This is a genomic window from Sphingomonas sp. (assembly GCF_045810705.1).
Lineage (GTDB): Bacteria > Pseudomonadota > Alphaproteobacteria > Sphingomonadales > Sphingomonadaceae > Sphingomicrobium.
In genome coordinates, this window is record NZ_JBJMVI010000005.1 from 1 (window position 1) to 16,613 (window position 16,613).

General features: G+C 66.2%; 22 protein-coding genes and 1 tRNA gene. 13 read left to right on the top strand and 10 right to left on the bottom strand.

Annotation, left to right across the window (positions count from 1 at the left end; all coding sequences use genetic code 11):
• From rpsH to ACJ8FR_RS02740, 9 genes are all read left to right on the top strand, one after another.
• Positions 1–103, top strand: a 103-nt coding sequence (gene rpsH / locus ACJ8FR_RS02700) for a 30S ribosomal protein S8 (protein WP_407827117.1), incomplete at its 5' end; no start/stop codon positions are given.
• The gene (gene rplF / locus ACJ8FR_RS02705) at positions 103–636 is read left to right on the top strand and encodes a 50S ribosomal protein L6 (protein WP_407827070.1); all 534 of its coding nucleotides are present in this window, start codon (positions 103–105) and stop codon (positions 634–636) included. The genes rpsH and rplF, both read left to right, overlap by 1 nt.
• A 2-nt stretch (positions 637–638) precedes the next feature.
• The gene (gene rplR / locus ACJ8FR_RS02710; protein ID WP_407827071.1) at positions 639–992 is read left to right on the top strand and encodes a 50S ribosomal protein L18; all 354 of its coding nucleotides are present in this window, start codon (positions 639–641) and stop codon (positions 990–992) included.
• A 1-nt stretch (position 993) separates the two neighbouring features.
• Positions 994–1,770 carry a 30S ribosomal protein S5 gene (rpsE, locus tag ACJ8FR_RS02715; RefSeq protein WP_407827072.1) on the top strand — a complete coding sequence of 259 codons (777 nt, stop codon included), beginning with the start codon at positions 994–996 and terminating at the stop codon, positions 1,768–1,770.
• A gap of 5 nt (positions 1,771–1,775) precedes the next feature.
• Positions 1,776–1,967 (top strand): 50S ribosomal protein L30, encoded by a 192-nt coding sequence (rpmD, locus tag ACJ8FR_RS02720; RefSeq protein ID WP_407827073.1) that lies wholly within the window; start codon positions 1,776–1,778, stop codon positions 1,965–1,967.
• 67 nt (positions 1,968–2,034) lie between these two features.
• Positions 2,035–2,580 (top strand): 50S ribosomal protein L15, encoded by a 546-nt coding sequence (gene rplO, locus ACJ8FR_RS02725; RefSeq protein ID WP_407827074.1) that lies wholly within the window; start codon positions 2,035–2,037, stop codon positions 2,578–2,580.
• A 122-nt stretch (positions 2,581–2,702) separates the two neighbouring features.
• The gene (gene secY, locus ACJ8FR_RS02730; protein WP_407827075.1) at positions 2,703–4,073 is read left to right on the top strand and encodes a preprotein translocase subunit SecY; all 1,371 of its coding nucleotides are present in this window, start codon (positions 2,703–2,705) and stop codon (positions 4,071–4,073) included.
• Between the two features lie 34 nt (positions 4,074–4,107).
• The gene (locus ACJ8FR_RS02735; protein ID WP_407827118.1) at positions 4,108–4,758 is read left to right on the top strand and encodes an adenylate kinase; all 651 of its coding nucleotides are present in this window, start codon (positions 4,108–4,110) and stop codon (positions 4,756–4,758) included.
• 25 nt (positions 4,759–4,783) lie between these two features.
• Entirely contained in the window at positions 4,784–5,098 is a 315-nt protein-coding gene (locus ACJ8FR_RS02740) for a hypothetical protein (protein ID WP_407827076.1), read from the top strand.
• Between the two features lie 27 nt (positions 5,099–5,125).
• Here ACJ8FR_RS02740 and ACJ8FR_RS02745 read toward each other — a convergent pair whose 3' ends face one another.
• A complete protein-coding gene (locus ACJ8FR_RS02745; protein WP_407827077.1) occupies positions 5,126–5,644 on the bottom strand; it encodes a dihydrofolate reductase in 519 nt (172 codons plus the stop codon).
• A gap of 54 nt (positions 5,645–5,698) precedes the next feature.
• Between ACJ8FR_RS02745 and ACJ8FR_RS02750 the strand changes: the two genes are divergently transcribed.
• Positions 5,699–7,117: an FAD-binding oxidoreductase gene (locus ACJ8FR_RS02750; protein WP_407827078.1), complete on the top strand. Its 1,419-nt coding sequence runs from the start codon at positions 5,699–5,701 to the stop codon at positions 7,115–7,117.
• Here the strand turns inward: ACJ8FR_RS02750 and ACJ8FR_RS02755 are convergent.
• From ACJ8FR_RS02755 to ACJ8FR_RS02765, 3 genes are all read right to left on the bottom strand, one after another.
• Positions 7,114–8,424 (bottom strand): dicarboxylate/amino acid:cation symporter, encoded by a 1,311-nt coding sequence (locus tag ACJ8FR_RS02755; protein WP_407827079.1) that lies wholly within the window; start codon positions 8,422–8,424, stop codon positions 7,114–7,116. The two genes, ACJ8FR_RS02750 and ACJ8FR_RS02755, sit on opposite strands and share 4 nt — an antisense overlap.
• Before the next feature lie 271 nt (positions 8,425–8,695).
• Entirely contained in the window at positions 8,696–9,196 is a 501-nt protein-coding gene (locus ACJ8FR_RS02760; RefSeq protein WP_407827080.1) for a UrcA family protein, read from the bottom strand.
• A gap of 171 nt (positions 9,197–9,367) precedes the next feature.
• Positions 9,368–9,444: transfer RNA gene (locus ACJ8FR_RS02765), tRNA-Arg, on the bottom strand.
• A 58-nt stretch (positions 9,445–9,502) separates the two neighbouring features.
• Here ACJ8FR_RS02765 and ACJ8FR_RS02770 point away from each other — a divergent pair.
• Positions 9,503–10,240 (top strand): queuosine precursor transporter, encoded by a 738-nt coding sequence (locus tag ACJ8FR_RS02770; protein WP_407827081.1) that lies wholly within the window; start codon positions 9,503–9,505, stop codon positions 10,238–10,240.
• Here ACJ8FR_RS02770 and purQ read toward each other — a convergent pair.
• Positions 10,237–10,905, bottom strand: a complete 669-nt coding sequence (gene purQ, locus ACJ8FR_RS02775; RefSeq protein ID WP_407827082.1) for a phosphoribosylformylglycinamidine synthase subunit PurQ — start codon at positions 10,903–10,905, stop codon at positions 10,237–10,239. The genes ACJ8FR_RS02770 and purQ overlap by 4 nt on opposite strands.
• A complete protein-coding gene (purS, locus tag ACJ8FR_RS02780; RefSeq protein WP_407827083.1) occupies positions 10,902–11,141 on the bottom strand; it encodes a phosphoribosylformylglycinamidine synthase subunit PurS in 240 nt (79 codons plus the stop codon). The genes purQ and purS overlap by 4 nt, the downstream gene beginning before the upstream one ends.
• A 38-nt stretch (positions 11,142–11,179) precedes the next feature.
• Between purS and ACJ8FR_RS02785 the strand changes: the two genes are divergently transcribed.
• The gene (locus ACJ8FR_RS02785) at positions 11,180–11,440 is read left to right on the top strand and encodes a hypothetical protein (RefSeq protein ID WP_407827084.1); all 261 of its coding nucleotides are present in this window, start codon (positions 11,180–11,182) and stop codon (positions 11,438–11,440) included.
• Between the two features lie 7 nt (positions 11,441–11,447).
• On the opposite strand, the gene ACJ8FR_RS02790 is transcribed toward ACJ8FR_RS02785, so the two are convergent.
• The 3 genes from ACJ8FR_RS02790 to ACJ8FR_RS02800 all read right to left on the bottom strand — a co-directional run bounded on the left by ACJ8FR_RS02790 (position 11,448) and on the right by ACJ8FR_RS02800 (position 14,358).
• On the bottom strand, positions 11,448–12,578 hold the full coding sequence (locus ACJ8FR_RS02790; RefSeq protein WP_407827085.1) for an acyl-CoA dehydrogenase family protein: 1,131 nt from the start codon (positions 12,576–12,578) through the stop codon (positions 11,448–11,450).
• A gap of 1 nt (position 12,579) precedes the next feature.
• Positions 12,580–13,737 carry an acyl-CoA dehydrogenase family protein gene (locus tag ACJ8FR_RS02795; RefSeq protein ID WP_407827086.1) on the bottom strand — a complete coding sequence of 386 codons (1,158 nt, stop codon included), beginning with the start codon at positions 13,735–13,737 and terminating at the stop codon, positions 12,580–12,582.
• A gap of 249 nt (positions 13,738–13,986) precedes the next feature.
• Positions 13,987–14,358 (bottom strand): hypothetical protein, encoded by a 372-nt coding sequence (locus ACJ8FR_RS02800; RefSeq protein ID WP_407827087.1) that lies wholly within the window; start codon positions 14,356–14,358, stop codon positions 13,987–13,989.
• Positions 14,359–14,980: 622 nt separating this feature from the next.
• Here ACJ8FR_RS02800 and ACJ8FR_RS02805 point away from each other — a divergent pair.
• Positions 14,981–15,169 carry a hypothetical protein gene (locus ACJ8FR_RS02805; protein ID WP_407827088.1) on the top strand — a complete coding sequence of 63 codons (189 nt, stop codon included), beginning with the start codon at positions 14,981–14,983 and terminating at the stop codon, positions 15,167–15,169.
• 2 nt (positions 15,170–15,171) lie between these two features.
• Here ACJ8FR_RS02805 and ACJ8FR_RS02810 read toward each other — a convergent pair whose 3' ends face one another.
• Positions 15,172–16,590: a flavin-containing monooxygenase gene (locus ACJ8FR_RS02810; protein WP_407827089.1), complete on the bottom strand. Its 1,419-nt coding sequence runs from the start codon at positions 16,588–16,590 to the stop codon at positions 15,172–15,174.
• Positions 16,591–16,613: the final 23 nt, after the last annotated feature.

A 16,613-nucleotide genomic window follows, 5' to 3' on the forward strand; every position in this document is an offset into this window, starting at 1 on the left:
CGGCCTCGGCACGATCATCGTGTCGACCCCGCGCGGCGTGCTGTCGGACGCCGAGGCGCGCGAGCAGAACGTCGGCGGCGAAGTCCTGGCGGAGGTGTTCTGATGTCCCGCATTGGCAAGAAGCCCGTCGCCGTTCCAAGCGGCGTCACGGCTACCGACGAAAACGGTATGCTCGTGGTCAAGGGTCCGAAGGGCACCTTGACCATGCCGATGCTCGACGACGTGATCTATTCGATCAAGCAGGACGAGATCCTCGTCACGCCGGTCGGACCAACGCAGCAGGCGCGCGCCGCCTGGGGCATGCAGCGCACGATGGTGCAGAACCTCGTCACGGGAGTGACGGAAGGCTTCACCAAGGTGCTCGAGATCACCGGCGTCGGCTATCGCGCCCAGGCGCAGGGCCGCAACCTGCGCCTGCAGCTCGGCTACAGCCACGACGTCAACTACAAGCTGCCCGAGGGCGTCGACGTGAAAACCCCCGACCAGAACACGGTCGAGATCAGCGGCATCGACAAGCAGAAGGTCGGGCAGGTCGCGGCCGAGATCCGCCGCTGGCGCAAGCCCGAGCCGTACAAGGGCAAGGGCATCAAGTACCGCGGCGAGTATATCTTCCGCAAAGAAGGCAAGAAGAAGTAGCCATGGCGAAACTCTCCCTTTTCGACCGCCGCCGCCGCCGCGTCCGCACCGCGCTTCGCGCACGTGCGTCGGGCAAGCCGCGGCTTTCGGTCCATCGTTCCGGCAAGCACATCTATGCGCAGGTGGTCGATGATGCAGCGGGCACGACGCTCGCCGCCGCTTCGACCCTCGACAAGGAGCTCAAGGGCAAGACCGGCGCGACCAAGGACGGTGCCGCGCAAGTGGGCAAGACGCTCGCCGAGCGCGCCAAGAAAGCAGGCGTGAGCCAGGTCGTGTTCGATCGCGGCGGCTTCCTTTTCCATGGCCGCGTGAAGGCCCTCGCCGACGCTGCGCGCGAAGGCGGACTGGAGTTCTAGAATGCAAGACGAGAATCAGCAGACCAACGAAGCCAATACCGATCCGGTCGAGGCCGCTCAGGTTGCGGAAGCTACTCCGGCGCAGGCCGAGGAGCAGCCGCCGCAGCAGGCGCCGCCCGGCCGTGGGCCGCGTGGCGGTCGCGGTGGCGGCGGCGGGCGTGGGCGTGGTGGTGGCGATCGCGGCGGCGGCCGTGGCCGGCGCGACGATCGCCGTGGCGGTCGCGGCGGCGGCGACGACGGCGGCGAGGAGCTGATCGAGAAGCTCGTCCACATCAACCGCGTCTCCAAGACCGTGAAGGGCGGCAAGCGCTTTGGCTTTGCCGCGCTCGTCGTAGTGGGCGACGGCAAAGGCCGCGCCGGTTTCGGCCACGGCAAGGCGCGCGAAGTGCCCGAAGCGATCAGCAAGGCGACCGCGGCGGCGAAGAAGGCGATGATCCGCGTTCCGCTGCGCGACGGTCGCACGCTGCATCATGACGGCCTCGGCCATTTCGGCGCGGGCCGGGTGACCATCCGCACCGCGCCAGCCGGCACCGGCATCATCGCCGGCGGCCCGATGCGCGCGATCTTCGAGAGCCTCGGCGTTGCCGACGTGGTCACCAAGTCGGTCGGCACGTCGAACCCCTACAACATGATCCGCGCGACCTTCGAGGCGCTCAAGGAACAGACGAGCCCGCGCTCGGTTGCCCAACGGCGCGGCAAGAAGGTCTCCGACTTGCTCGGCCGCGGCGGCGCGAACGCCGCCGAAGCCGAGGCTCAGGCCGAAGCGGTGGCGGAGTAAGCGTGATGGCCAAAGGGAAGAAACTCAAGATCACCCAGACCGGATCGCCGATCCGCCGCGATAAGACGCAGCGGGCGACGCTCGTCGGCCTCGGCCTCAACAAGCTGCACCGCAGCATTGAAGTGGAAGGCACGCCCGAAGTGCTCGGCCAGGTCAAGAAGGTGCACCACCTGTTGAAGGTCGAAGAGGCGGCCTGAACCATCTCCCTCTCCCTCAAGCGGAGAGGGGCTAAAGCGCGACAAAAGCGAAAGCGAGTGCAGGAACATGAAACTCAACGAACTTCGTGACAACAAGGGCGCGCGCCAGTCGCGGGTCCGCGTCGGCCGCGGCATCGGCTCGGGGCTCGGCAAGACCGCCGGCCGCGGCCAGAAGGGCGCCAAGGCGCGCTCGGGCGTCAGCATCGCCGGTTTCGAAGGCGGCCAGATGCCGCTCCACATGCGGCTGCCCAAGCGCGGCTTCAACAACATCTTCGCGCGCGACTATGCCGAGGTGAACATCGGCGCGGTCCAGAAGGCGATCGACGCGGGCAAGCTCGATATCAAGGCCACGCTCGACCACGGCACGCTGAAAGGCGCGGGCCTGGCCCGCGGCGGCAAGGACGGCGTCCGGCTGCTCGGCAAGGGCGAGCTCAAGGCCAAGCTCGCGTTCAAGGTCGCCGGCGTATCCAAGGGTGCGCGCGAGGCGGTCGAGAAGGCCGGCGGCTCGGTCGAGCTGATCGAGCGCAAGAACCCCGCCGAGCTCGCCGCCGCCAAGAAGGGCAAGATCCGCGCGGCGAGGCTCGCCGACAAGGCGGCCAAGTCGAAGGCGTAGCTCGTCATTGCGCGGAGCGACGGCGACGCGGCAATCCACAACGCGGCGGATTGCTTCGCCGCGCTCGCAATGACGATACCGCCGCTTATATAGTCCGCAGCGACTAGGGGACTTCTCAGAATATGGCATCCGCAGCCGAACATCTCGCGTCCAGCATCTCGTTCGCCAATTTCCAGAAGGCGACCGAGCTCAAGAAAAGGCTGTGGTTCACGATCGGCGCGCTGATCCTGTTCCGGCTGCTGTCGTTCGTGCCCGTCCCCGGCATCGATCCTGCGGCCATGGCCCAGCTCTATCAAACCCAGAGCGGCGGCATCCTCGACGTCTTCAACACCTTCTCGGGCGGCGCGCTGGCGCGCTTCTCGATCGTCGCGCTTGGCGTCATGCCGTACATCACCGCATCGATCGTCGTTCAGCTCGGCGCGACGCTCTACGGCCCGTGGCAGACGCTGCGCAAGGAAGGCGAGACCGGGCGCAAGAAGCTCAACCAATATACCCGCTACCTGACCGTGATGATCACGCTGGTGCAGGGTTATCTCGCGATCCGCGGCCTCGAATCGCAATCGGTCCGCCAGGGCATCGGCGCGGTGGTTGCGCCCGGCGTCCTGTTCGAAATCGCCGGCACCGTCAGCCTCGTCGGCGGGACACTGTTCCTAATGTGGATCGGCGAGCAGATCACCAGCCGCGGCATCGGCAACGGCGTCTCGCTGATCATCATGGCGGGCATCGTCGCGCGCCTGCCTCAGGGCGTCGGCCAGCTGCTCGAGGGCAGCCGCACCGGCTCGGTCAACGGTCTGCTGGTCGTCGGCATCGTCGTCCTGACCATCGCGCTCGTCCTGTTCATCTGCTTCATGGAGCGGGCCCAGCGCCGCGTGCTGATCCAATATCCCAAGCGTCAGACCGCGCGCGGCATGCAGCAGGAGCGCTCGCACCTTCCGATCAAGCTCAACACCGCCGGCGTCATCCCGCCGATCTTTGCATCGTCGCTGCTGCTGATGCCGCTGACCGTGCTCAACTGGGCCGGCAGCCGGGCCACGCCCGAAGGCGGCGCCAGCGACTGGCTGATCACCGTCAGCACCTTCCTCCAGCACGGGTCGCCTGCCTATGAGGCGCTCTACGGCGTCGGCATCGCCTTCTTCTGCTTCTTCTACACCGCGGTGCAGTTCAACAGCGAGGAGACGGCGGACAATCTGAAGCGCCACGGCGGCTTCATCCCCGGCGTCCGTCCCGGCAAGGCGACCGAGACCTATTTCGACTATCTGCTCAACCGCATCACGGTGGTCGGCGCCGCCTATCTGGTGCTGATCTGCCTGATCCCGGATCTGCTCTCGACCCAGGCCGGCCTCACCAACCTGCGGCTCGGCGGGACCAGCCTGCTGATCGTCGTCAACGTGACGATGGACACGGTGAGCCAGATCCAGAGCCACTTGATCGCCCACCAATATGGCGACCTCATCAAGAAGGCGAAGCTCAAGACCACGCCGCGGCGGCGCTAACCCAAACGGCGACACAGGGGAGAGCGCCGCGATGCTGAACATCATTCTGCTGGGCCCGCCCGGAGCGGGCAAGGGGACCCAGGCGGCGCGGCTTCAGGCCACGCGCGGCATGATCCAGCTGTCGACCGGCGACATGCTCCGCGAAGCCCGCGCCAGCGGCTCGCCGATCGGCGAGAAGGTCAAGGCCATCATGGATGCGGGCGAGCTCGTCAGCGACGCGATTGTCACCGCGCTGATCGGCGAACGGCTGGATAGTTGCGCCGGCTGCGGAGCCATATTCGATGGTTTCCCGCGCACCATAGCGCAGGCCGAGGCGCTCGATCTGCTTCTCGCGGAACGCGGCCGCCACCTCGACCATGTGATCGAGCTCGTTGTGGACGAGGAAGCGCTGGTCACGCGCATCACCGGCCGCTTCACCTGCGCCAAGTGCGGCGCGGGCTATCACGACAGTTTCCGTCCGACGAAGGTCGCCGGCGTGTGCGACGTCTGCGGCTCGACCGAGTTCAAACGGCGGCCGGACGACAATGAGCAGACCGTGCGCACGCGCATGGAGGAATATCGCGCCAAGACCGCCCCGATCCTCCCGTTCTACCAAGCGAGAGGATTGGTCCGCCGCGTCGACGGCATGGCTTCTGTCGACGAGGTCGCGGCGCAGATCGACGCGATTCTGGACGCTTCACCGTAAGAGTTGACCTCCCGCTGGGTTGACAGTGATCTCGCCCGCGCACACTTTCGCCGCTCGTTGGATGAGGGACGCCGCTATGCGCGTATTTCTTGCTGTCACGGGTGCCGCCCTCTTCGTGTCGGGACCGGCGCTGGCCCAGGCTCAAAGCCCAAAAGTCACGCAGAACGACGACGGCGACAAGGTCATCTGCAAGTCCGAACGAATCATCGGATCGCATCTGAGCGACCGGGTGTGCCGGACCAAAAGCGATTGGGACGCGGCCCGGTTCAACGACAAGCACACGCTCGATCGGCGCAATGGCGAATTGCGCGCACCGAAGCTCAAGAACAGCGGCGGCTGAGCCCAAGAGCTTAAGAGATGTTGCGCTCTAGTCCGCGGAGCCGCGGGACTCGCCGCTTCGCTCAAGCCGAATGAACCGTAATCCCGGGCGATCTCCATCGCTCGGATAAGCCTCGCTCGATACCTCGGTCCATGATCCAGTGGCGCGCGGGTCGTCGATGAAGGTGTCGCCCGGAACATCGGCGAGCACTTCGGTGAGCTCGATCCTGTCGGCGAGCGGCAGGAACAGGCCGAAAATCCCCGCGCCGCCGATCACCGACACCGGCTCCACGCGCGCCAGCGCGATCGCCTCCTCGACATCGTGCGCGACCTCGGCGCCGTCGGCCTGCCACTCGCGGTCGCGCGTCAATACGATGTGCCGTCGGCCCGGAAGCAGGCCGGGCAAGCTCTCGAATGTCCTGCGGCCCATGACCATGGCGGTGCCCATGGTCAGCGCCTTGAACCGCTTGAGGTCGGCGGGCAGGTGCCACGGCAGCTTGCCGTCGCGTCCGATGACGCCGTTCCGCGCGCGGGCGACGATCAGCGTGATGGGCGGCGGCCTCTCCATGCCCGCACCTGTGCCGGTGTCGCGCGCTCATGCCAAGCGCGCTATTGGCGTCGTATGAGCGAGGCTGAGGCACGGCTGATCGAGGAAGCGGGACGCAGGCTCGGCGCCAAGGCGGTGATCACCGACCTGAAGGAAATCGATCCGTGGGTCAGCGACTGGCGCGGCCGGGTTCACGGCGCGACGCCGGCGATGCTCGCTCCGGCGTCGACCGACGAGGTCGTCGAGATCGTCCGCCTCGCCGCCGAGTTTCGTGTCCCCCTCGTGCCCCAGGGCGGCAATACGGGAATGGCCGCGGGCGCGACGCCGCCGGCTGACGGCTCGGCAATCCTTCTGTCGATGCGGCGCCTGAACCGGATCCGGTCGATCAGCGCTGACAACCATCTCGCGATCGCCGAAGCCGGAGTGATCCTCGCGACCCTTCATGATGCGGCACACGACATTGGCATGCGCTTCCCTCTGACGCTCGGCGCGCGCGGCAGCTGCACCATCGGCGGCCTCGCCTCGACCAACGCCGGCGGCACGCAGGTGCTGAAGTTCGGGACCATGCGCTCGCTGGTCGCGGGCGTCGAAGCCGTGCTTCCCGACGGCTCGGTGCACAGCGGCCTTTCGGGACTCAAGAAGGACAACCGCGGCTACAGCCTCGACCAGCTGCTGATCGGCGCCGAGGGAACGCTCGGCGTGATCACCGCGGTCGCGCTTCGTCTGGTACCGGCGATCGCGGCTCGCGCCGTTGCCTGGGCAGGAGTGGACAGTCCTGCAAAAGCACTCGAGCTGCTCCGCTTCCTCGAGGTGCGAACCGGCAGCATCGAAGGGTTCGAGCTGGTGCCGCAGGATTCGCTCGGCCTGGTGCTCAAGCACATGCCCGGAACCCGAGCGCCGTTGGCCGGATCGCACCGCTGGCACGCATTGATCGAGGCCACGACCGCCGACGCCAATACCGACGTCGCCGCGGAGCTCGAGCGGCTGCTTGGCGCTGCGCTCCAGCAAGGCGTCACCGCCGACGCGGTGCTTGCCGCCAGCGAAGCGCAGGCCGAAGCCTTCTGGAAGCTGCGCGACACCATCTCCGAAGCCGAGCGCGCCGAGGGCCAGACGCTCGCCCACGACATTTCGGTGCCGGTCGCCGACATGCCCGCGTTCATCGCCGACGCCGCGGCCAAGGTCGAAGCCACATTCCCCGGCGTCATCGCCACCGGCTTCGGCCATTTGGGCGACGGCAACATCCACTTCCACGTCCGCGCCGGCACCCACGCCGCGCCCGACTGGTACGACAGCGAGGGCGACAGGATCACGCGCATGGTCGACGACCTCGTCACCGCCGCCGGCGGCTCGATCTCGGCCGAGCATGGCATCGGCCAATTGAAGCGCGCCGAGTTCGCACGGCTCGCGCCGCCCGGCCGCATCCACGCGCTGCGCGCGATCAAGCAGGCGCTCGACCCGCTCGGCATTATGAATCCCGGCAAGCTGGTTCCCTAGCCGCGCCCAACCTGGAGCCGGTCGCTTTCGGCGTCGCTCGGTTCGCCGCCGGTCGCAAGGGTGCGCCGCAGCCGATCCATGTCGACCGCGCCTTCCCAGCGCCCGACGACGATCGTCGCGACGGCGTTGCCGATGAAGTTTGTCAGCGACCGGCATTCGCTCATGAAGCGGTCGACGCCGAGGATCAGCGCCATCCCGGCGACCGGGATTGCCGGCACCACCGACAGCGTCGCCGCGAGCACGATGAAGCCCGATCCGGTGACTCCTGCCGCGCCCTTGGAGCTGAGGATCGCGACCGCCATCAGCAGCAGCTCCTGGCCCCACGTCAGGTGCGTGTTGGTCGCCTGGGCGATGAACAAAGCGGCGAGCGACATGTAGATGTTGGTGCCGTCGAGGTTGAACGAATAGCCGGCGGGGACGACCAGGCCGACGATCGGCTTGGGCACGCCGGCCGCTTCCAGCTTCTCGATCAGCAGCGGCATCGCGCTTTCCGAGCTCGACGTGCCGAGCACCAGCAGCAGCTCGTCCTTGATGTAGCGGATCAGCGCGAAGATCGAGAAACCGACCGCGCGGGCGATCAGCCCGAGCACGATCAGCACGAACAGCAAGGCGGTCGCGTAGAACGTAACGATCAGCTCGGCGAGGTTGGCAAGCGTGCCGATGCCGTACTGGCCGATGGTGAAGGCCATCGCGCCGAACGCGCCGATCGGCGCCGCGTACATCAGGATGCGAACGACGCGGAACACGACCGCGGTGATCGTCCTCAGCGCCTCCAGCAGTCGGTCGCCGCGATCGCCCAGCATCGCCAGCGCGATCCCAAACAGGATCGACACCAGCAGCACCTGCAGGATCTCGCCCGAGGTGAAGGCGCTGAACATCGTGTCCGGGATCATGTTGAGCAGGAACCCCGTGAGCGTCGTTTCGTGCGCCTTGCTGACGTAGGTCGCGACCTTGCTCGTATCGAGCCTTGCCGGGTCGACGTTGAGCCCGGCGCCCGGCTGGACGACATTGGCGACGACCAGCCCGACCGCGAGCGCCAGCGTCGACACGACGATGAAATAGCCCAGCGCCTTGGCCGCGATCCGCCCGAACGCGCCGAGGTCGCGCATCCCCGCGATGCCGGTGACGACGGTCAGGAAGATCACCGGCGTAATGATCATCTTGACGAGCTTGATGAACCCGTCGCCGAGCGGCTTGAGCGATGCCCCGGCGGCCGGCCACAGCCACCCGACCAGAACCCCCAGCGCGACCGCGACCAGCACCTGGACGTAAAGGCTCTTCCACAGCGGGCGGCGGGCTTCGGTCATGAGGCGGTGCCCCCGCGAAACGCAGCAAACGCAGCGAGCTTACACGCGCGCGCACGTACGCGCGCGAGAGCAGGTTGGGCCGATGCTATGCTCAGAGCTGAGCGGGCAGGTGTCATCCGCCTTTATGTGTCACACCGGGCGGCCTGTAGGACAGGGGTTTGTGAGGTGTGCGATGTGACCGCCTCGGCCCATGACAGACGCAAGGGCGGCGCGGCGGGTTACAGGCTTTTACGCAGTCGGTTGAGCGCAGTCGGCCAATCAGACCAGCGCTCTAGGGATATTGAGTCACCCAGGTTTGAGGATAGGGCGCGACCCAGGCCGGGGGGCGCACCCAAGCGGTGCCTCGGGGCGCAAAATGTGCCCACACTGTTCCGACCCGTTGCATCGCGTCACGGGTCGCGGCATCGCGGCACGAGCCGGGTCCGACGTCGCTTTCGCCGAGCTTGTCGCACAGGTAACGAGCGGTGAGCGATATCCGGTGTCTCAGGATATCGCGATGGGCCGGGATGCTGAGGTCGAGATCGCCGTAGCCCACAACCAATGATGCGCTTTCGACGTTATCCGGCAGCGCGCCATAATGCCCGACGATGACGATTTCGTCGGGGGCAGGCGCGACCACGACCGGCTGGACCACGACCGGCTGGACCACGACCGGCTGGGCCACCACGGGCTGGGTCACCACAGTCTGGGCCAACGCTGGCGACACAGAGGTCAATGCTGCCGCGCCCAGCGTGAGCCTGCGAATGGCCGGCGAAAAGATCAGGACCGACATTGCCGTCCTCCTTGAGTTCGCCCCAGCTCGCTGCCGATTGAGGGCAACCAGCAACCAAACGACAAACGGCATTGTCGCGTTCCGCAATCCGCGATGCGCTAATGTCCGCTTTCCATTCAAAGCAGAGGGCGGGGCCGTCAGACCCTTCGCTATTGCTTGGGGTCTTGCTTATGGCGCGCCCGGCAGGATTCGAACCTGCGACCTCAAGCTTAGAAGGCTCGTGCTCTATCCAACTGAGCTACGGGCGCGCGTACGCCTGAACTAACCGGAATTGACGCGGAGCGGAACCGCGCTAGGCGCTCTTGCATGAGGGAGGGTGTGAGGAAGGTCGAGGCGCACGCGCTCCACGGCGCGCACTTCCGCTACTTCGATTTCCTGCTGGTTGCGTTCGTCGTCGTCCTCCTGCTGTCGAACGTGATCGGTGCCGAAAAGCGCTCGTTCGTGGCTGTCCCCGGCATCGGCGCCTGGCCGTTCGGCGCCGGCATCCTGTTCTTCCCGATCTCCTACCTGATCGATGACGTGATGACCGAGGTCTACGGCTACGCCCGCGCGCGGCGCGCCATCTGGACCGGGTTCGCCGCGCTCGCCTTCATGGCTCTGATGGAATGGACCGTCGTCCATCTGCCGGTCGCTCCGGGATGGACGGGCCAGGCGGCGTATGAACGCGTGTTCGGCTCCGGATGGCGGATCATCCTGGCCTCGATGGCTGCCTTCTTCGTCGGCGACTTCGTCGAATCCGTCACCATGGCCAAGCTCAAGATCTGGAGCCGCGGCCGGCGCCTGTGGCTGCGCTTCTGGGGCAGCACGATCGTCGGCGAGGGGATCGACAGCCTGATCTTCTACCCAATTGCGTTCCTCGGCATGGCCGATTGGCCGGCGAACACGATGCTGGAAGTGATGCTCAGCCAGTTCGTCCTGAAGGTCGGCTGGGAAGTGCTTCTGACGCCGGTGACCTATGCGGTGGTCGGCTGGCTCAAGCGCAGGGAAGGCGTCGACGTGTACGACGTCGGCACCAACTTCACGCCGTTCAGCGCGGACGTCTAGGCGTTCACCGTCTCCAGCAGCCCCTCGAACAGGCGTCGGCCATCGGTGCGGCCGTGCGCCGGCTCCACCACGCGCTCGGGATGGGGCATCAGGCCGAGCACGTTTCCGCTGTCGTTGAGGATGCCGGCGATCCGCCGCGCGGAGCCGTTGACCTCGTCGAGATAGCGGAAGGCGATGCGGCCTTCGCCCTCGAGCCGATCGAGCGTCGCTTCGTCCGCCTGGTAATTGCCGTCGTGGTGCGCAACCGGGAAGACGATCTCCTCCCCGGCATCGTAATTGGCGGTGAACAGGCTCTGGCTGTTCTCGACCCGCAGCGGCACCTCGCGGCAGACGAAGCGAAGCGCGGCGTTGCGCATCAGCGCGCCCGGCAGAAGCCCGGCCTCGGTCAGCACCTGGAAGCCGTTGCAGATGCCGATCACCGGCACCCCGCGGGCGGCTGCATCCGTGACCGCGCGCATGATCGGCGAACGCGCCGCCATCGCGCCGGAGCGCAGATAGTCGCCGTAGGAGAAGCCGCCGGGGACGCCGACGAAGTCAACGCCCTCGGGCAGCGCGCTCTCCTTGTGCCACACCATCGCCGGCTTGCGCCCGGTCACCTGCTCCAGCGCAACGGCGAGGTCGCGGTCGCAGTTGGAGCCGGGGAAGACGATGACGGCGGTCTTCATGCGTCCTCGAGCCGCTCGATGCGGAAATTCTCAATCACCGTGTTGGCGAGCAATTTGCGGCACATGTCCTCGATCGCCGCATCATCGGTGCCGTCGGCAAGGTCGAGCTCGATCAATTTCCCGGCGCGGACGTCGTTGACGCCGGAGAAGCCCAGCCCCTCGAGCGCGTGGTGGATTGCCTTGCCCTGGGGGTCGAGGACCCCGGTCTTGAGGGTGATGAACACGCGCGCCTTCATGAGGTTCGTCCCGTCGGTTGACCGCTGCTGCCGGCGCTATGGCTAGCGCGCCGTTCAGCGGCAAGTTTTACGGTCTGTTTACCTTGTTCGGCGACAATCAGCCACGCGCCGGTCAGAACTTCACCGGCCTGTGGGAGGAGTTCGGGATGGTCGGCGGTATTTCAATCGCGATGTTCATCGCGCTGGTCGGCTGGGGCGGGAGGTATTTCGGCTGGACCGATCCGGACGGCAAGGTCCAGCTCGCGCTGGTCACCGCGTTCATCCTCGGCATCATCGGCGGTTTCAAATCGAGAGGCTGACCTTGGGCTAATAGCCGCTCAGCTGCGCCACCCGCTCGCGGTGGTAATAAACATCCCCGAACAGCTCGCCGAGCACCGCCTCGCGCTTCATATAGAGGCCGATGTCATGCTCGTCGGTCATGCCGATCCCGCCGTGCATCTGCACGCCCTCGCGCACCGCTAGGTTGGCGACGTCCGCGGCCTTGGCCTTGGCGACCGACACGTAGAGCTCGGCGCCGTCGTCATTGCTGTCGAGCAGCTGCGCCGCCTTGAACGCGGCCGCGCGGGCGATCTCGATCTCGGCATAGAGGTGCGCGGCGCGGTGCTGGAGCGCCTGGAACTCGCCGATCGCCTTCCCGAACTGCTTGCGCTGCTTGAGATAATCGAGCGTCATCGCCGACGCGCCGCTTGCGACCCCGACCAGCTCGGCGGCGGCCCCGGCACTCCCTGCGGCAAGCGCGTCTGACAGCGGCCGCCAGCCGCCGTCGACCTCGCCGATCACGGCATCGGCGTCGAGCGCGACATTGGCGAACGTCAGCCGCGCCGCCTTCGAGCTGTCGACCAGCGCGACATTCTCGACCTCCACGCCAGCCGCGTCCTTGGGTACCGCAAAGAGCGTAATCCCATCGCGCTCGCCGGGGCTGCCGCCGGTCCGCGCGGCGGTAATGATCATGTCCGCCGATGCGCCCTGGACGACGAACTGCTTGGCGCCGTTGAGCACGAAGCCATTGCCCTGCCGCTTGGCCTCGAGCGCGATCCGCTCCGGGGCGTGCCGCGGGCCTTCGTCGACCGCGAGCGCAAGCACCGCTTCGCCCGACAGGACGGCGGGGAACCAGCGGTCGGCGTGGGCGGTCTCTGCGATCGCCCGCGCGCCGGCCACGGCGGTGCCGAGGAAGGGTGACGGCGTCAAATTGCGGCCGATCTCTTCCAGCACCAGCGCCGCCTCGGTCGCCCCGAGGCCGAGCCCGCCGTGGCTTTCCGGGATGCAGATTCCAGTAAGCCCAAGCTCGGCGAACTGCTTCCACAGCGCATGCCCGAAACCGTCATCGCAGCCGATCTCGCGCCAGTGCCGCAGCTGCTTGTCGGGACCTCCCTGCTCACGGAGGAAGCTCGCCGCCGTCTCCTGCAGCATCTTCTGGTCGTCGCTCAGCAGCGTCACGTCAGGCGCCGGGGAGCCGGAGGATGTGCTTGGCGACGATGTTGAGCTGGATTTCGCTGGTCCCGCCCTCGATCGAGTTGCCCTTCGACCGCAGCCAGTCGCGCGCCGGCTTGCCGCCTTTGCTGCGCTCGCTGTCCCATTCGAGCGCGTCCGATCCGCCGGCCGCCATGACCAGCTCGTTGCGGCGCTTGTTGAGCTCGGTCCCGGCATATTTCATCATCGACGGCGACGCGGGATGCGCTTCGCCCGCCTTCCACATCGCCGCGAAGCGCTCGCTCATCGCCGCGAAAGCGAGCGCGTCGACGTCGAACGCGGCGATCTCGGCGCGCAGCAAGGGGTCGGCCGGCTTGACTGTGGCGCCGAGCGTCACGCTCGCCCCGCCAACGCCCAACCCCATCCCGGCGATCATCTCGCGCTCGTGGCCGAGGAGATATTTGGCGACGTCCCAGCCCTTGTTCACCTCGCCGACGATCTGGTCCTTGGGCACCTTCACGTCATCGAAAAAGGTCTCGCAGAAGGGCGAATTGCCGCTGATCAGCAGGATCGGCCGGGTCGACACGCCGGGCGTCGCCATGTCGAACAGCAGGAAGCTGATCCCGCCTTGCTTGGACTCGGTCGAGGTGCGCACGAGGCAGAAGATCCAGTCGGCCTTGTCGGCGTAGCTGGTCCACACCTTCTGGCCGTTGACCAGCCAATGGTCGCCCTTGTCCTCGGCCTTCGTTTGCAAGCCCGCGAGGTCCGAACCGGCGCCGGGCTCCGAATAGCCCTGGCACCAGCGGATTTCGCCGCGCGCGATCTGCGTCAGATAATGCTTCTTCTGCTCCTCAGTGCCGAACGCGAGCAAAGCCGGCCCGAGCATCGAGATGCCGAAGCTGGTCAGCGGCGGTCTGGCGCCGATCCGCTGCATCTCTTCCTTGAGGACTCTCGCCTCAGCCGCCGACAGCCCACCGCCGCCATACTCCTTCGGCCAGTCGGGCACGGTCCAGCCGCGCTCTGCCATTGCCTCCAGCCAGCGCCGCTGGGCATCGGATTGGAAGCTCCAGTTGCGCCCGCCCCAGCAGGCGTCGGCCTCGGAGCGCATCGGCGTCCGCATCTCCGCCGGACAATGCACCTCGAGCCAGGCGCGGGTTTCCGTCCGGAAGCTGTCGAGGTCGGTCATCGTCTTTCCCAATTCGGGCGAAACGCAGCGAACGCAGCGAAGCTACACGTGCGCGCGCTCACGCGTACCTGCGCGAGGCCCTGACCGCTGACACTCGACGAGCGATTTGAGGATACGGCCATGGCGCGCTGCCAAGCACGGCCGGTCCGAATAGGAAAGCGAAAAGGCGGCTGCGCCAATGTCCGCTCTAGACCCATTGCGGACACCAGCGCGTGCAGGCTTCGTCGGGAGTGATTGGCCCGCTGCGTGCTACTGCCAGCGGAACCAGTCGTTCGCCTTGGGCCGCGACAGGAAAAACATGATCACAACAACGGCCAAGCCGGAAAGGAGCGCTGACAGGAGAAATCCTATCGCCAGAATGCCGAAGACAAATCCGACAAAGCTCCAGCCCAAAAAAGCCAATCGAGCCCAGCTCATGCCCTTGAGCACTGCCACGCCGCAGAAGGCCAGGACGAAGCCATTGATCACGCCGAATATCTCTCGGGCTTGCAGCGGAAAGGGACTGCTCGACAGCAACTGCACGGCCTGTGGATTCGTGTGCATCGTGGCCGAGGAGTAAACGCCAAGCAGTGAAGTCACCACTAGCCACCAGCCAACAATCGTTACGGAAAGCGGACGCATAACTGACCCTCCAATCCGAGCAGGTCCCAACTGCCTCCGCAGCCCTTAAATTATCGTTGCCTTTCCTCCTCATTCCCGCGACCTGAAAACCAAAATGACGTAGTGCCTAAGGTCTGCTTTCCAGCCAAAGCAGATATTAGACGGACGTTAGCTCTTTGCGCAGTAAGGCGATTTATGGTCCTGTTGATTGCCGCGTTTTTGGCCGGTGGTGCCCTTCCATCGACTCCCTACGGGTCTGCTGACGCGGAGGCGTGGTCGCGGTTGTTGAGTGCCCGATGTCCAAGCCACAAAATATACGAATGGATTTCGCCGGGCGTAGAGTCCGATTTGCTTGACGATTTCGCAGCCAAGCTGCCGCGCCGACAAAGCCTTACCTACGTTCGCCTCGCAAACGTCGCCAAAGTGTGCGGCGTCGCTGATCGCTGGGGTCAGTCGTGTGACGTCAATGTAAAGAGGCACGCGTTGCGTGAGATAGGACTGCTTGGGAGCTTTGCTGGGTTCGCTTGCTCCCGAGCCGTCTGCACTGACTTTTCTGACTGCGACGTACCGCGGAGACATTAGCCCGAACGTCAGCTTTCCACCCATTGCGGACATTCGGCGGTTGGTCCAACGTGGGACGCAGATGAAGACCGCTCTGCTGATCATCGGCATTCTCGCCCTCCTCATGGGCCTGCTATGGGTCGGCCAAGGCATTGGTGTCGTCCATTGGCCCGCATCGGGCTTCATGATCGACCAGCGGCCGTGGGCAGTTCGCGGCACGATCCTCGCCGCCGTCGGCCTCATCCTCATCGTTTGGTCGCGCAGGCGATAGCTTCAGCTCGCGGTCGGCCCGAATTCGAGTCCCTCGTCAATGCGGCCGAAGGTCATGGCGGCGAGATCCTTCACGTAATGCTGCGGCACGCGCCACGGCTGGCGGTCGCCCTGCCCAGGGAGGGTTTCGGCGGCGCGCTCAACATAGCCCGAGCTCAGCTCCATGATCGAGCGGCGCTCCAGGTTTGCGGGCTGATGGGCAATGCTGGTCGTAAAGCCCTTGCGATCCATGAGGTTCAGCAGGCGGCAAACCGAGCGCGCAGTGAGGTCCGCCCGGAGAGTCCACGACGCGTTGGTGTAGCCGAATGCGACGAACAAATTGGGAACCCCGCTCAGCATCATGCCCTTGTAGATGAAATGCTCAGCGGGCCTGACCGCTTCGCCGTCGACCTCGAGCTCGATGCCGCCGAGTAGACGCATATTGAGGCCGGTCGCGGTGACGACGACGTCGGCGCGGATCGTCTCGCCGCTCTTGAGCCGCAGGCCCTGGGGAACGAAACGCTCGATCTCGCCGGTCGCGATGGCGGCCTTGCCACCGGAGATGGACGCGAACAGGTCCCCGTCGGGGATCAGGCACAGCCTTTGATCCCACGGATCGTAGCGCGGGCTGAAATCGCGCTCGACCGGATAGCCGGCGGGGAGCGCCTCGCGCGCCTTGTCGCGGATCCACTCCGCCACGCGCTGCGGCGCGCGCCGGGCCCGGCCGAACATCGAGATCGTCATCAGGATGTGCTTCCAGCGGATCAGCGCCGCCGGGAGCCATTTCGCCATGGAATCGCGGGCGGGGGCGGCGACGATGTAGCTCGGCGAGCGCTGGACCATCGTCACGCTCGCGGCCTGATCCGCCATCGCGGGAACGAGCGTGACCGCGGTCGCGCCGCTGCCGATCACCGCGACGCGCTTTCCGGAATAGTCGAGGTCCTCGGGCCAGAATTGGGGATGGACGATGTGGCCTTTGAAATCCGCCTCGCCTGGCCACTCGGGCTGGTGCCCTGCCGCGTAGTCGTAATAGCCGCTGGCGAGGTAGAGGAAGCGGCAGCTGAAGGCGCCGTGGTCGGTCTCGACCGTCCAGCGCGCGTCCGCCGACGACCAGCGGGCCGTGGCGACATGCGTATTGAAGCGGATCTTGTCGAAGATGCCGAATTCGCGCGCGGTGTCCTCGACATATTGGCGGATCGCTTCGCCGCCGACGATCGCTTGGGGCCCGCGCCACGGCCGGAACGGGAAGCCCAGCGTGTACATGTCGGAATCGGAGCGCACGCCCGGAAAGCGGAACAGGTCCCACGTCCCGCCGATCCGCGCCCGCGATTCGAGGATCGCGAAGCTCTTGCCGGGGCAGCGCTGCTGGAGCCGGAAAGCGGCGTCGATGCCGGAGATTCCGGCGCCGACGATCAGCACGTCGACCTCCTTATTTACCTTCATGTCAGGAAAGTGGCACAGCAGGC

Coding starts and splice junctions, on each gene's coding strand:
- rplF (WP_407827070.1), top strand. CDS start 103: ATGTCCCGCATTGGCAAGAAGCCCGTCGCCGTTCCAAGCGGCGTCACG.
- rplR (WP_407827071.1), top strand. CDS start 639: ATGGCGAAACTCTCCCTTTTCGACCGCCGCCGCCGCCGCGTCCGCACC.
- rpsE (WP_407827072.1), top strand. CDS start 994: ATGCAAGACGAGAATCAGCAGACCAACGAAGCCAATACCGATCCGGTC.
- rpmD (WP_407827073.1), top strand. CDS start 1,776: ATGGCCAAAGGGAAGAAACTCAAGATCACCCAGACCGGATCGCCGATC.
- rplO (WP_407827074.1), top strand. CDS start 2,035: ATGAAACTCAACGAACTTCGTGACAACAAGGGCGCGCGCCAGTCGCGG.
- secY (WP_407827075.1), top strand. CDS start 2,703: ATGGCATCCGCAGCCGAACATCTCGCGTCCAGCATCTCGTTCGCCAAT.
- ACJ8FR_RS02745 (WP_407827077.1), bottom strand. CDS start 5,644: ATGGAGAGGCCGCCGCCCATCACGCTGATCGTCGCCCGCGCGCGGAAC.
- ACJ8FR_RS02750 (WP_407827078.1), top strand. CDS start 5,699: ATGAGCGAGGCTGAGGCACGGCTGATCGAGGAAGCGGGACGCAGGCTC.
- ACJ8FR_RS02755 (WP_407827079.1), bottom strand. CDS start 8,424: ATGACCGAAGCCCGCCGCCCGCTGTGGAAGAGCCTTTACGTCCAGGTG.
- ACJ8FR_RS02760 (WP_407827080.1), bottom strand. CDS start 9,196: ATGTCGGTCCTGATCTTTTCGCCGGCCATTCGCAGGCTCACGCTGGGC.
- ACJ8FR_RS02770 (WP_407827081.1), top strand. CDS start 9,503: ATGAGGGAGGGTGTGAGGAAGGTCGAGGCGCACGCGCTCCACGGCGCG.
- purQ (WP_407827082.1), bottom strand. CDS start 10,905: ATGAAGACCGCCGTCATCGTCTTCCCCGGCTCCAACTGCGACCGCGAC.
- purS (WP_407827083.1), bottom strand. CDS start 11,141: ATGAAGGCGCGCGTGTTCATCACCCTCAAGACCGGGGTCCTCGACCCC.
- ACJ8FR_RS02785 (WP_407827084.1), top strand. CDS start 11,180: ATGGCTAGCGCGCCGTTCAGCGGCAAGTTTTACGGTCTGTTTACCTTG.
- ACJ8FR_RS02795 (WP_407827086.1), bottom strand. CDS start 13,737: ATGACCGACCTCGACAGCTTCCGGACGGAAACCCGCGCCTGGCTCGAG.
- ACJ8FR_RS02800 (WP_407827087.1), bottom strand. CDS start 14,358: ATGCGTCCGCTTTCCGTAACGATTGTTGGCTGGTGGCTAGTGGTGACT.
- ACJ8FR_RS02805 (WP_407827088.1), top strand. CDS start 14,981: ATGAAGACCGCTCTGCTGATCATCGGCATTCTCGCCCTCCTCATGGGC.
- ACJ8FR_RS02810 (WP_407827089.1), bottom strand. CDS start 16,590: ATGAAGGTAAATAAGGAGGTCGACGTGCTGATCGTCGGCGCCGGAATC.